The organism is Kitasatospora sp. NPDC048407, assembly GCF_043200475.1.
GTDB lineage: Bacteria > Actinomycetota > Actinomycetes > Streptomycetales > Streptomycetaceae > Kitasatospora.
The window spans coordinates 599,229-612,771 of sequence record NZ_JBICXW010000001.1 but is presented as its reverse complement, the minus strand read 5'-3'; the positions used below and the strand labels follow the sequence as shown (position 1 = coordinate 612,771).

Sequence of the window (13,543 nt, the reverse complement as noted above, 5' to 3'; positions counted from 1 at the left end):
ATGGCACCCCGCACCAAGAAGCCGCCCGTCCCCGACCCCGTCGAGCCCCAGCCCGTGCCGCACGTGCGGGTCGCCGTCGTCGGCTCCGGCTTCGGCGGCCTCGGCGCCGGCGTCCGGCTGCGCCGCGCCGGGATCACCGACTTCGTGATCCTCGAACGCGCGGACTCGGTCGGCGGCACCTGGCGCGACAACTCGTACCCGGGCTGCGCCTGCGACGTGCCCTCCCACCTGTACTCGTTCTCGTTCGCGCCGAACCCGGAGTGGCCCCGGGTGTTCTCCGGGCAGCCCGACATCCGCGCCTACCTGGAGAAGGTCGCGGACACCTTCGGGCTCCGTCCGCACCTGCGGTTCGGCGCCGAGGTGACCGAACTGCGCTGGGAGGAGGACCGCACCCGGTGGCGGGTCACCACCCGGGCCGGCAGCTGGACCGCCGACGCCGTGGTCTCCGCCGCCGGACCGCTGGCCGACCCGCAGATCCCGGACCTGCCCGGCCTGGACAGCTTCCCCGGCAAGGTCTTCCACTCCTCCCGCTGGGACCACGACTACGACCTGGCGGGCAAGCGCGTCGCCGTGGTCGGCACCGGCGCGTCCGCCGCGCAGATCATCCCGTCCATCCAGCCCACCGTCCGCAGCCTGACGGTCTTCCAGCGCACCCCCGCCTGGGTTCTGCCGCGCGCCGACCGCGAAGTGACGGGCGTGGAGAAGTGGTTGCACAGCAAGCTCCCGCCCAGCGGACTTCTGCGCCGGTCCGCCCTGTTCGTGATTCGCGAGCTCCAGGTGGACGCCTTCGTGCGCCGCCCCCAACTGCTCAAGGCCGTCCAGCAGGTGGCGCTGCACCACATGCGCAAGGCGGTCGCCGACCCGGCGCTGCGCGCCAAGCTCACGCCGGACTACCGGATCGGCTGCAAGCGCATCCTGCTCAGCAACACCTACTATCCGGCGCTCGCCGCCCCCAACACCGAGGTGGTCGCCTCCGGCCTGCGCGAGCTCCGCGGCAGCACACTGGTCGCCGCCGACGGAACCGAACACGAGGTCGACGCGGTGGTGTTCGGCACCGGATTCCACGTCACCGACCTGCCGATCGCGGAGCGGGTGTACGGCATCGGAGGCATGCCGCTGGCCGAAGCGTGGAAGGACGGTATGGAGGCGCTGCGCGGCTCCACCGTGCGGGGCTTCCCGAACCTGTTCTTCCTGATCGGCCCGAACACCGGGCTGGGCAACAACTCGATGATCCTGATGATCGAGTCCCAACTCAACTACCTGATCGACGCGCTGACCACACTGGACTCCCTCGGAGCCACCGCCATGCAGCCCACCGAACGGGCCCAGCGGCAGTGGAACCTGGAACTCCAGCACCGGATGAGCCGCACCGTGTGGACCACCGGCGGGTGCCGCAGCTGGTACCTCGAGGAGGACGGCAAGAACACCGTCCTGTGGCCGGCCTCCACCAGCGCCTTCCGCCGTGCCACCCGGCACGTCGACCTCGCCGAGTACGAACTCCTCAAGCGCACCGCCCCGTTGGGCGACGCGCTCGACACCGAGGCGGTGCCCGTATGAGCCCCCGTATCCCTGCCGACTGCGTGCTGCCCGACCCGGCGGCCGTCCACACCGTCCGCTCCGCCGACGGCGCCGAACTCAACGTCGAGGAGTACGGACGCGAGGGCGCGCCGCTGCTGGTGCTCGCCCACGGCTGGACGTGCGCCACCACGTTCTGGGCGCCCGTGATCAACCGGCTGGTCAGCGACTTCCGGGTCATCGCCTACGACCAGCGCGGCCACGGCCGCAGCCCCGCGCCGGCCGGCGCCGCCGGGTACGGCACCGGCAAGCTCGCCGAGGATCTCGAAGCGGTGCTGACCGCGACCGTCCCCGCCGGTCGGCGCGCGGTGGTGGTCGGCCACAGCATGGGCGGTATGACCATCATGGCGGCCGGCGGACGCCCCGAGGTGGCCGCCCGCACCGCCGCCAACGTGCTGGTCAACACCGGCGCCGGCGAACTCGTCGACGAGCAGACGGTGTTGCCGCTCTTCGTGCGCGGACGGGCGCTGCGGCGCCTGCTGAGCCGGCCGGTGCTCCAGTCCCGGCTGTCGCTCGGGCCGATCAACGGCATCAGCCGGGCCGTCCTCAAGTACGCCACCATGGGCCCCGCCACGCCCCCCGACCGGGTCGAGGCCTGCGCGCAGGTGGTGCACGCCTGCCCGCCCAAGGTGCGCCACCGCTGGTCGATCGTGCTGGACGTGCTGGACGTGCACGCCGAACTGGCCCGGATCACCGCGCCCACCGCCGTCATCACGAGCAGCAACGACAAGCTGACCCCGCCGGTCCACTCGCGCCGGATCGCCGCCGCCCTGGCCGACCCGCGCGGCCTGCTGGAGCTGGACGGCGCCGGCCACATGAGCCCGCTGGAGCGGCCCGCCGAGGTCGCCGACGAGATCCGCCGGGTCGCCGCGCTGGTCGCCGACGAGCTGTTGGCGGGCGTCGTTGCGTTCGCCGGTGCCGAAAGCACGACCGATGGCGCGGGTGCCGCCGCCTCGGACCACCCGTCCCCGACCGTCACCGTGGAGAAGACCGCATGACCCCGCCGCTGTCCTCGCAGGTCGTCGTCATCACCGGAGCCGCCCGCGGCCTGGGCGCGCTGATGGCCCGCAAGCTCGCCGACCGGGGCGCCAAGGTCGCGCTGGTCGGCCTGGAGCCCGCCGAGCTCAAGGCCGTCGCCGCCCAGTGCGGCGAGCACGCCTCCGCCTGGGAGGCCGACGTCACCGACCTGGACGCGCTGACCGAGGTGGCGAACCGGATCAAGGACCGGTACGGACGGATCGACACCGTCGTCGCCAACGCCGGCATAGCACTCGGCGGGCCCACGCAGGACAGCGACCACCGGGCCTGGAGCCGGGTGATCGAGGTCAACCTGCTCGGCTCCGTCGCCACCGCCCGGGCCTTCCTGCCCGCGCTGGCCGAGAGCCGCGGCTACCTGCTGCAGATCGCCTCGCTCGCCGCGCTCACCCCCGCCCCGCTGATGTCCGCCTACTGCGCCTCCAAGGCCGGCGTCGAGTCCTTCGCCCACGCGCTGCGCGCCGAGGTCGCCTACCAGGGCGTCAAGGTCGGTGTCGGCTACCTGAGTTGGACCGACACCGACATGGTGCGCGGCGCCGACCAGGACGAGGTGCTGCGGCAGATGCGCGCCAAGCTGCCCTGGCCGGCCAACAAGACGTACCCGATCGGCCCGGCCGTGGACCGGCTGGTGGCCGGCATCGGCCGCCGCTCCGCGCACGTCTACGCGCAGGCCTGGCTGCGGGGCATGCAGCCGGTGCGCTGGATGATGCCCACCCTGATCGCCGCCGTCGGCTCCCGCGACGTCGCCCGGCTCGCACCGCAGCTGAAGGCCACCGCCGGCACCCGGCTGCGCCCGGTCGGCGCGGGCGGACAGGCCGACCAGGACGCCCGGGGCGAGTGACGATCACCGAATGACGGGCGGACGATCGGCGTTGGAGAGAGGCCGATCGTCCGCCCGTCATGTTCAGACAGTCACACCGGGCGTGGTCAGGTGCCGTGCACCGACAGCTCGTACAGCGAGTACCCCCACTGGGTGGCCCGCGCCGTGCCGTGGAAGCGCACGTACCGGGCCGCCGTCGGCGCGAACGCGGCGGTGTCCAGCCCGCCGTCGCCCGCCGTGGTCGACCAGACGGTGCGCCAGGTGCTGCCGTCCGTGGACACCTCGATCCGGTAGCCGGTGGCGTAGGCGCGCTCCCAGTCCAGCGTCACCCGGTCCACGGTGTGCACCGCGCCGAGGTCCACGCTCAGCCACTGGTCGTCGCTCCAGTCGCTGGCCCAGCGGGTCGAGTGGTCGCCGTCCAGCGCCCGGCCGGGCTGGTAGGAGGTGAACGGGTTCCACTCCGCGGAGCTCGCCGTGGCACTCGCCGTGCCGGTCGCCAACTCCCGCCCGGCGGAGTGGTGTTCGGTGGCGCGCCAGGTGGTCAGGTAGGACTGCGCGCCCTTCATCAGGTCGTTCACCACCCCCTGTCCGCCACTGAGCCGGATCTGCTCGATCCAGTCCGGCAGCAGACCGGCGTGCGCCACGCCGTCGGTGTTGATGTCCCAGGTCCGGGAGCCCGTCACCTGGCGGTCCAGCACCGAACCGCCGTCCGCGCTGCGGAACGGGTACGTCACCGCGTTGGGCGCGCCCGTACCGACCGGGCCCGGCCAGCCGCCGACACCGTTCAGGTCACTGCCGTAGCCGTAACCGACCCCGTAGGTGTCGCGCAGCGCCTTGGTGCGGTTCGCCTCGGCCACGAAGCCGTTCGCGTCGTGCGGGTACTGGGCGGCGAACCCGCCCAGCTTGTACAGGCGTTCGGTCCAGCCGAGGTCCATCCAGCTGTGGCTGGAGAGCACCCCCGGGTAGGACTGCGACTCCAGGATCTCCAGCGAGCTCTTCGCCGCCTTGACGCTCATGTGGTCGAGCTCCAGCATCATGTGGCGCTTCATCATGCCGCGCACTGCGTAGTCGCCGAGCTCGGTAAGCCCACGGGTGTTGCACTGCGCGGACGCCGAGTACGTGGGCAGGTTCACCCCGGCCGGCAGCATCCCCTGGGCCTGCGCGGTGGGCAGCCCGATCGGATTGTCCTGCTGCGGGCCGGTGCACTGCTCGGTGGTCCAGAACGTGCCGGTCGACAGGAACTGCCCGGCGTTCACGGCCACCCCGGTGGTGCCCTCGTCGAACCGCACCCCGCACAGGGCGTTGTCGAACTTGTGGCACAGGAACATGCTGCGCACCCCGAGCGCGTACAGCTCGTCCAGCCCGCGGTCGATCGCGGCCCGGTCGCACTGCGGCACGTCCAGGATCTGCTTGCAGCCGAACGGCTCCGAGGTCTCCACCCCGAGCACCACCGCCAACTTGCCCTGCTCGATCACGGACCGGGCCTGGTCGGAGTCGGTGACGATGCGGAACCAGCCCTTGCCGGGCCCGCCGTACATCGTGTCGATGTACGCCTGGAGTTCGTACGACTTACGCGCCTCGGTGCGGATGGCGTCCATCTCGTCGCAGCCGCGGTCCTTGTACGGGTAGATCGAGCACAGCAGCCCGTTGGTCACCAGGTCGTTGACCAGCACCCGCTCGCCACCGCGCCAGGCCCGCTCGACCCAGGCGTAGTAGTCCTGCTGGTGGCTGAGCGAATTGTGGGCCGGCCAGTCGGCGAAGGTCGGCCAGCCGACCGGGTCGTGGTGGCCGTTCGCGCCGCCCGTGACGTTCTCGAACAGGGCGAGCGAACCGTCCGGATAGTGCTCCGGGCAGTCCTTCAGGGCGTCCGCGACCCCCTGCGGGGAGAACGCGGCACCGCAGATCACCCGGCCGCCGAACCCCTCGGCGGACATCAGGTGGTTGTGCGCGTCGACGAAGCCGCGGACGCTGCCGTCGGCGGCCGTGCCGCGGAACGGCTCGCCCGTGACGTTGATCTGCGAGTCCGGCGCGGGCCGGGCGGTGGGATTCCACCACCCGTCGGCGGCACGGGCGTTGGAGCCCGGCACGGCACCACTGGCGAGTACGGCCGCGAGCAGGAGCAGCGGCAGCAGACGGGCGAGGACGTTCCTGGTGCGATGGTTCCCGATCATGGTCACCTCGGGTCGGGGAGGCGGCGGTCGTGAGACGGCGCGGGTTTTTCCCGAGAATCGCGAGTTGTTGACACTCCGTCAATACCTTTGACGTTATTACTGACCGGTCAGTACGCGATGGGAGTGGGGTGATTTGTCGACAGATCGCCAGGTTTGCGGGTGCGGGACATGGTGCGGGACATGGTGCGGGACATGTTGCGGGCCCGCCCCGTGGGGAGGGGGCGGGCCCGAGAAGGGGGCGAAGGCGTGCCGGCGCCGTCAGGACCACCGGGGTCGGGGACGGGCCGGGCACGCGACTTCTATCCAGAACGGGTGAAGCTGAACAAGCATCAGTTCTCCAGGGCGAGGTGGACGCCGCGTGGGACGGCGGCGATGCCCGAAACCGTAGGTTGATATGACTTATGCCGCGACGGGGCGCGCCGCCGACGCCCCGGGGGTCGCCCGAAGGGCCGACGGAGCCGCGCCCCCAAGATCCACGACGGATCCGGCTACCGACCGGTACGGTCGAGCCCATGACCACAGCCCTCATCACCGGCGCGACCGCCGGCATCGGTGCCGCCTTCGCCCGCCGCCTCGCCGCCGACGGACGCGACCTGGTACTGGTCGCCCGCGACACCGAACGCCTGCGGCAGTCCGCCGACGAACTCACCTCCCGCTACGGCGTCCAGGTCGAGACGATCGCCGCCGACCTCGCCACCGACACCGGCATCGGCTCGGTCGAGGACCGACTGCGCGACGACGCCCGCCCCGTCGACCTGCTGATCAACAACGCCGGCTTCGGCAACCGCGGCGCGTACCTGGACGTCCCCGTCCAGGACGAACTCGACATGCTCAAGGTCCACATCGAGGCCGTCCTGCGCACCACCACCGCCGCCGTCCCCGGCATGCGCGAACGCGGCTTCGGCGGCATCGTCAACCTCGCCTCGGTCGCGGCGTTCGTCCCGCGCGGCACCTACGGCGCGACCAAGGCGTGGGTGGTCAACTTCACCCTCGGCATCGCCCGCGACCTGGCCGGCAGCGGAGTGCGCCTCCAGGCGCTCTGCCCCGGCTTCACCCGCACCGAATTCCACCAGCGGGCCGGCATGGGCACCTCCTCCATCCCCGCCTGGGGCTGGCTCACCGCGGACCGCGTCGTCGACGAATCCCTCCGCGACCTCGCCCGCAACCGCCCGCTCTGCGTTCCCGGCAAGCGGTACAAGGCGGCGGTGACGGCGGCCCGGATGCTGCCGCTGGGCGGGCTCGGGAAGCTTTCGACCACGGCGGGGCGGGACTACCGCAAGGCGTAGTTCGGTGCTCACCCGTCCGCAAGGTCGCGATCACGTGCAAGTCATTGTCATGCGTCGCGATCTTGCGGTCGGGTCCTTCCGCTTCGCGCAGTTCCCCGCGCCCCTGGTGGTTTGCGCGTCCGAATGGGGAATCCCTGGAAGGTTAGGTTTGCTAATGGTGAGTAAGGCTCGTTAAGGTGAGCCCCGCCGCCCTGTCCGCCGACCAGCTGGAGGTCTCCGTGCGACTGAACCGGATCGACTGGACGCCGCCCGAAGGGGAGGAGCGGCAGCCTGCGCAGGTGAAGAGGATCTTGCGGTTGTTCCGGCCGTATGCCGGGCGGCTGGCCGGGGTCGGGTTGTTGGTGGCGGCGTCGGCGGTGGTGTCCGTGGTGACGCCGTTCCTGTTGCGGGCGGTGCTGGATGTCGCGATTCCGGAGCGGCGCACGGGTCTGCTGACCCTTCTCGCGTTGGGGATGATCGCGGCGGCCGTGATCACCAGCGTGCTCAACGTGCTGCAGACGCTGATCTCCACCACGGTGGGGCAGCGCGTCATGCACGACCTGCGGACCTCGGTCTACCGGCATCTGCAGCGGATGTCGCTGGCGTTCTTCACCCGGACCCGCACCGGTGAGGTGCAGTCGCGGATCGCCAATGACATCGGCGGGATGCAGGCCACCGTCACCGGCACGGCCACCTCGCTGGTGTCGAACCTGACCGCGGTGATCGCCAGCGTGGTCGCGATGGTGGCGCTGGACTGGCGGCTGACCATTGTTTCCCTGCTGCTGCTCCCGGTGTTCGTGTGGATCAGCCGCCGGGTCGGCCGGGAGCGGAAGCGGATCACGGGGGAGCGGCAGCGGCAGCTCGCCAAGCTCTCGTCCGCGGTGCAGGAGTCACTGTCCGTCAGTGGCATCCTGCTGGGCCGCACGATGGGTCGTTCCGCCTCGCTGACCAGCGAATTCGCCGATCAGTCGGACGAGTTGGCGGCGTTGGAGGTGCGCTCCAGCATGGCCGGCCGGTGGCGGATGTCGACCATAGGGATCGTGATGGCCGCGATGCCCGCGATGATCTACTGGGCGGCGGGCCTGGCCACCGCGACCGGCGCGCCGATCGTCTCGCTGGGCACCCTGGTGGCGTTCGTGTCGTTGCAGCAGGGCCTGTTCCGGCCGACCGTCAGCCTGCTGTCCACCGGCGTGGACGTGCAGACCTCGCTGGCGCTGTTCCAGCGGATCTTCGAGTACCTCGACCTGCCGGTGGAGATCGACGAGCCCGAGCACCCCGTCCAGCTGGAGCGGATCCGCGGCGACGTGCGGTTCGAGGACGTCGAGTTCCACTACCAGGCCGGGCAGGACCGGCCCACGCTGGACGGCATCGACCTGACCATTCCGGCGGGCGGCTCGCTGGCGGTGGTCGGCGAGACCGGTTCCGGCAAGTCCACGCTGTCCTACCTGGTGCCGCGGCTGTACGACGTCAGCTCCGGGCGGGTGCTGATCGACGGGGTGGACGTGCGCGAGCTGTCGTTCGAGACGCTGGCCCGGGCGGTCGGCGTGGTCTCCCAGGAGACGTACCTGTTCCACGCGTCGATCGCCGACAACCTGCGGTTCGCCAAGCCCGACGCCACCGACGACGAACTCGTCGCCGCCGCGAAGGCCGCCCAGATCCACGACATGATCGCCGAACTGCCGGACGGCTACGACACCTTGGTGGGCGAGCGCGGCTACCGCTTCTCCGGCGGCGAGAAGCAGCGTCTGGCCATCGCCCGCACCGTGCTGCGCAACCCGCCGGTGCTGATCCTGGACGAGGCGACCAGCGCGCTGGACAACCAGACCGAGCTGGCCGTCCAACTGGCCCTGGACGACCTCGCCGAGGGCCGCACCACGATCACCATCGCGCACCGGCTGTCCACCGTCCAGGGCGCCGACCAGATCGCCGTCCTCGACCACGGCACGCTCGCCGAACTCGGCACCCACGAGCAGCTGCTGGCCCGCGACGGCCGCTACGCCGCCCTGCTCAACCGGGACGCCGCGGTGCCGGTGGCCGCCGCCTGACGGCCCGCCGGGGCCCTACGCGGCCTTCGGGGACTCGTTGTACTGCTCGGCCAGCTCCTGGCCGGAGAGGGCGTGGATGGCGGCCATCACCTCGTCGGTGACCTGCCGGCGGGCCTTCGCGGAGCGGGCCTGGCCGTGCAGGTCGTCGAAGCGCAGCGGCTCGCCGAACCGGACGGTGATCCTGCGCAGGCGCGGGATGCGCTTGCCGACCGGGAGGATGTGCTCCGAGCCCTCCAGGGCGACCGGGACGACCGGCACGCCGGCGGTCAGGGCCAGCCAGGCGACGCCGGTCTTGCCGCGGTACAGGCGGCCGTCCAGCGAGCGGGTGCCCTCGGGGTAGATGCCGAACGCCCGGCCGGAGTTGAGGATCTCCAGGCCCTCCTCCAGCGAGGCGGTGGCGGCCCGGACGCTGCCGCGCTCCACCGGGACGGCGTTGATCACGTGGGTGAAGAAGTACCGGGAGATCGCGCCCTTGACGCCGGTGCCGGTGAAGTACTCGGCCTTCGCCAGGAAGAACACCTGACGCGGCGCGGCCAGCGGGATCACCACGCTGTCCACGAACGACAGGTGATTGCTCGCCAGGATCACCCCGCCCTTGCGCGGCACGTTCTCCAGGCCCTCGATGGTCGGCCGGTAGAGGGCACGCGCGAGCGGCTTGAGCACGAGCTTGGTGACGAGGTCGATCAACGGGCCCTCCCTGGCCGAAGGTCGGACCGCCCGGGGCCCAAGGCGGTACCCGCCGAGGGGCGAGGCACGCGGCTCGGACGGAGGTCGGACCACTGGGTTCGAACCGCAGACTACGACATCGCACCGGCCGCCCGTCCACCGGACCGCGGCATCACGCCACTGCGATCCTCGTCACGCCCACCTGGTGGGAAAGCACCCTCTCACCTGGTGAGACGGCCCCACCAGGTGAGACGGTCCTGGCTACTTGCGGACCGGGAAGATCCGGCTGACCACCCGCTCGGCGGCCCGGCCGTCGTCCCACGGGCAGAACCGCTCCCGGAAGCGCTGCCGGGCGGTCGGCTCCGGGTCGCCCGCGAGCAGCGCGTCGGTCAGCGCGTCCTGCTCGGTGGCGACCGCGCCCGGCGGCTCCTTCATCAGGTCGAAGTAGACGCCCCGGACCTGCTGGTACTCCTCCCAGTCGGGGGCGTACACGGCGATCGGCCGGTCCAGCACCGCGTAGTCGAACATCATCGACGAGTAGTCGGTGACCAGGGTGTCGGCCGCCAGGTACAGGTCCTCCACCGAGGGGTGGTCGGAGACGTCCAGCAGCCGGGCCGAGCCCGGGAGGGAGGTCAGGTCGCCCGCGCCGCCGTCGTGGAAGTAGTGGGTGCGCACCAGTACCGTCCAGCCGGAGCCGAGCCGTTCGGCCAGCGCGGGCAGGTCCAGCAGCGGCAGGTAGCCGCCCCGGGACTCGCGGTGGGTCGGCGCGTACAGCACGGTGCGCTGGCCGGGGGCGATGCCCAGGTCGCGGCGGACCTTCGCGCACTCCTCGGTGGTGGCGTGCACCAGGCGGTCGTTGCGCGGGTAGCCGGTGTCGAGGACCTGGTAGGTGCCGGGGAACGCCCGGGCGAAGTGCTCGCTGGTGTGCGGGTTCGGCGACACCAGGTAGTCCCAGCGCGACACCGCCTCGCGCAGCCGGTCGAAGTCCATGCCGTCCGCCGCGACCGGGTGGTCCCGCAGGTCCATCCCCATCGCCTTCAGCGGCGTGCCGTGCTGGGTCTGCACGTGCACCGTGCCGGTCCGCTTCGCCATCGTGTGCGGGAAGTTGACGTTGTTGACGAAGTACTTGGCGGTGGCCATCGCCTTCAGGTACGCCGGGGTGTTGACGATGACGTACGGCACGCCCTCGGGCATCGTCGCGGCCCGCGCCGCGTTCTCCACCACCCACACGCCGCGCACCTGCGGGGCCAGCTCGCGGGCCTTCTCGTAGATCGCCGCCGGGTTGCAGGCGTACCCGCGGTGCCAGTACGCCGCGTACACCGCCAGGTGCTCGTCTATCGGGAGCCGCCGGAACGCGTTGTACGCGGTGAACCGGGCGCTGCTGCGCATCGCCTTCTTCACCCCGGGCGCGACCGCCCTGGTGCCGCGCTTGACGGCGCCCGGCAGCCGGCCGCCGCGGCGCAGTTCGGCGTAGGCGCGCCGGGAGCCGCGGGCGGCCAGCCGGTACTGGATGCCGCGGACGCCGGACGGGAAGCGGTAGCCGGCCGGGCGGTGCTTGGCGAAGTGGCCGGTGATCCGGGCGAAGAACTCGGCGCGCAGCTCGACCGGGACCAGCCCGGGGCTGTCGTAGATGGTCAGGGCCTGCTTGACGGTGCGGTCGAAGACCAGGGTGCGCAGCTTGTTCGCCCGCTCGTCGCGGTCCAGGAAGGCGAAGATCGCGTCGTACTGGGCGAAGGCGTCGGCGTGCTTGGGCGAGGCGGTGGCGGTGATGGCGCCCGGGCGGCCGCGCCGGTAGCGGTAGCAGGGGCGGTCGAGGTAGACCAGCCGGTCGGCGGCCAGCAGCAGCGGGTAGGTGACGGAGATGTCCTCGTAGTACCCGCGGCCGAAGTGCACGTCCAGGTCGAGCAGGTACTGCCGGCGCATCACCTTGTTCCACACCGCGAGCACCGAGTTGAACAGCGCCGGGTGCTCGGCGGCGGTGCAGCCGGAGACCAGCGGGGAGCCGGCCAGCACGTGCCGCCAGGGGTTCGGCTCCTCGCCGCCGTCGTGGTAGACGTGCGTGAAGTCGGTGAGCAGCACGTCGGCGGGCACGTCGCGGGTGGTCTCGGCGCGCAGTTCGGCGAGGATCGCGTCGATGGTGCCCTCGGGCAGCCAGTCGTCGCTGTCGACGAACCAGACGTAGGTGCCGGTGGCCTCGGCGAGGCCGGCGGCGCGGGCGCCGCCCAGGCCCTGGTTCTCCGCGAGGTGCAGGACCCGCATCCGGGGGTCGGTGGCGGCGTGCGCGTCCAGCAGGGCACCGCTGCGGTCGGGGGAGCGGTCGTCCACCGCGATCAGTTCGACCTCGCCGGGGGCGGCGCCGTCGGCCCGGAGCGAGTCCAGGCACTGCGGCAGGAAGCGTTCGACGCCGTGGACGGGCAGAACGATGCTGAGCAGGGGTGGCACGTGCGTTCACTCCGCGAAGGGATTGGGTGGCTCCGGCAGATCGCCCGGTCCCCGCCCACTCTACCGAGCGCCTACGGGCGCACCTCGGGCGCGGCTGAAACGCGACCGCCGGTGCCGCGCGTGATCGGTGGCGGCACCGGCAGTCCGGTTGGCGGTCCGACCGACCCTCAACGGTCGACCGCCGGTCCGTGCACCACGCCGGAGTCGGGCCGCCGCAGCGTCGAGACGGCCGTAGGTGACTCACTGTGGTGCCGGAAGCCTGTCATGTGATGAGCAGGTGATTCGTTCATACTCGAACTCATCCGACCGGGTTCGGGTGGCTCAGGCCCTTGATCCCGTGTCCATACAGATACTGCTTGGAGGTTCCGGCGGCGTCAATCCCTCGTATGTGTTCAGTTTCTGAACACCTCGGGCCGTCGCGACGTCTGACGCCCGGTCATGCTTGGATGGTGCACCATCAACCGATGCGCAGTCGTGACCGGGCGCACCGCACTTCGGTGAACGTCAGTTCCGTTCGCGCGATACGGTGGCAGAACACCAGGACGGTTGCATGAAGACCGCCGTAGCCGGATAGTCTTCGCCTCACGGCCCTGGCGCCTCGTAGGGGTGGGAAACAGATGGAACAGATTCAAGTGCGGACGCGGCCCCGGGTGCCCGCGATCCAGTGCGGCATGGGCACGACCGGCCGCCGGATCGAACGGCACCTCGCGGTGCTCGGCGCCCCCGCGCTCTCGACGGTGGACACGGCGGAAGCTCTCGGTTTGATAAGAGAACTGACGCCGCGTGGACCCAGCGTCCCCGTCGCCGTGCCCCGCCGCTCGGTGCGGGTCTCGCTGATGGCCCCGCTGCGCCGGCTCAAGCGGAGCATGTTCGGCAGCCGCGGCTGACCGCACCGACGTGAGGACGGGCGGCCCGCCGCTCGTCGCCACGAACCCGACGGACCGTGAGTCCGTCGGGCTTTCGGCGTTCCCGCGGGCGGTCGGGGCAGCCCTGGCGCGCGGTTGCGAAAGGCTGGCGCGCCCTGGCGGGCGACCTTGCGGTGGGGTGGCGTTCGGCGGCCGCCCCTTCGGGACGGGTCGCAAGATCGGCCAGGATGGCCCCATGTCCGACACCTTCCACACCACCACGCTCGAGATCACCACCGGCCGCAGAGAGGTCGCCCTCGACATCACCGACCGCTGCCACGACTTCCTGCGGGACGTCGCCGGCGGACGCGACGGCCTGCTGAACGTCTTCGTCCCGCACGCCACCGCGGGCATCGCCGTCATCGAGACCGGCTCCGGCAGCGACGACGACCTGCTCACCACCCTGCGCGAACTCCTGCCCGCCGACGACCGCTGGCGCCATCGCCACGGCACCCCCGGCCACGGCCGCGACCACGTGCTGCCCGGGCTGGTCGCCCCGCACGCCACCCTGCCGGTGGTGGGCGGCCGGCTCGCCCTCGGCATCTGGCAGTCGGTCGTGCTGATCGACACCAACGGCGACAACCCCGACCGCACCCTGCGACTGTCCTTCCTCGGTTGA

The 13,543-nt window shown here is 71.6% G+C and carries 10 protein-coding genes; 7 read left to right on the top strand and 3 right to left on the bottom strand.

Translation table 11 applies throughout. From position 1 onward, the window contains the following. The 3 genes from ACGFWJ_RS02900 to ACGFWJ_RS02890 are packed head-to-tail and all read left to right on the top strand — an operon-like array spanning position 1 to position 3,451. Positions 1-1,557 (top strand): flavin-containing monooxygenase, encoded by a 1,557-nt coding sequence (locus ACGFWJ_RS02900; RefSeq protein ID WP_392944553.1) that lies wholly within the window; start codon positions 1-3, stop codon positions 1,555-1,557. Then, positions 1,554-2,573, top strand: coding sequence for an alpha/beta fold hydrolase (locus tag ACGFWJ_RS02895; protein ID WP_392944551.1), 1,020 nt, complete (start codon positions 1,554-1,556; stop codon positions 2,571-2,573). The genes ACGFWJ_RS02900 and ACGFWJ_RS02895 overlap by 4 nt, the downstream gene beginning before the upstream one ends. Next, the gene (locus ACGFWJ_RS02890) at positions 2,570-3,451 is read left to right on the top strand and encodes an SDR family oxidoreductase (RefSeq protein WP_392944549.1); all 882 of its coding nucleotides are present in this window, start codon (positions 2,570-2,572) and stop codon (positions 3,449-3,451) included. The genes ACGFWJ_RS02895 and ACGFWJ_RS02890 overlap by 4 nt, the downstream gene beginning before the upstream one ends. A gap of 86 nt (positions 3,452-3,537) precedes the next feature. Here the strand turns inward: ACGFWJ_RS02890 and ACGFWJ_RS02885 are convergent, their stop codons facing one another. Further along, the gene (locus tag ACGFWJ_RS02885; protein ID WP_392944547.1) at positions 3,538-5,601 is read right to left on the bottom strand and encodes a discoidin domain-containing protein; all 2,064 of its coding nucleotides are present in this window, start codon (positions 5,599-5,601) and stop codon (positions 3,538-3,540) included. Between the two features lie 512 nt (positions 5,602-6,113). On the opposite strand from ACGFWJ_RS02885, the gene ACGFWJ_RS02880 reads away from it, so the two are divergent. Beyond that, positions 6,114-6,887, top strand: coding sequence for an SDR family NAD(P)-dependent oxidoreductase (locus tag ACGFWJ_RS02880; RefSeq protein ID WP_392944545.1), 774 nt, complete (start codon positions 6,114-6,116; stop codon positions 6,885-6,887). 218 nt (positions 6,888-7,105) lie between these two features. Then, positions 7,106-8,911 carry an ABC transporter ATP-binding protein gene (locus ACGFWJ_RS02875; protein ID WP_392945456.1) on the top strand — a complete coding sequence of 602 codons (1,806 nt, stop codon included), beginning with the start codon at positions 7,106-7,108 and terminating at the stop codon, positions 8,909-8,911. A 15-nt stretch (positions 8,912-8,926) separates the two neighbouring features. On the opposite strand, the gene ACGFWJ_RS02870 is transcribed toward ACGFWJ_RS02875, so the two are convergent. Together ACGFWJ_RS02870 and ACGFWJ_RS02865 are read right to left on the bottom strand one after the other, a co-directional pair. Continuing rightward, a complete protein-coding gene (locus tag ACGFWJ_RS02870; RefSeq protein WP_392944543.1) occupies positions 8,927-9,598 on the bottom strand; it encodes a lysophospholipid acyltransferase family protein in 672 nt (223 codons plus the stop codon). Positions 9,599-9,838: 240 nt separating this feature from the next. Further along, positions 9,839-12,019, bottom strand: a complete 2,181-nt coding sequence (locus ACGFWJ_RS02865) for a CDP-glycerol glycerophosphotransferase family protein (RefSeq protein ID WP_392944541.1) — start codon at positions 12,017-12,019, stop codon at positions 9,839-9,841. Positions 12,020-12,636: 617 nt separating this feature from the next. Here ACGFWJ_RS02865 and ACGFWJ_RS02860 point away from each other — a divergent pair. Both ACGFWJ_RS02860 and ACGFWJ_RS02855 read left to right on the top strand, forming a co-directional pair. Continuing rightward, a complete protein-coding gene (locus ACGFWJ_RS02860; protein WP_387634808.1) occupies positions 12,637-12,906 on the top strand; it encodes a hypothetical protein in 270 nt (89 codons plus the stop codon). 214 nt (positions 12,907-13,120) lie between these two features. Further along, positions 13,121-13,543 carry a secondary thiamine-phosphate synthase enzyme YjbQ gene (locus ACGFWJ_RS02855; RefSeq protein WP_387634806.1) on the top strand — a complete coding sequence of 141 codons (423 nt, stop codon included), beginning with the start codon at positions 13,121-13,123 and terminating at the stop codon, positions 13,541-13,543.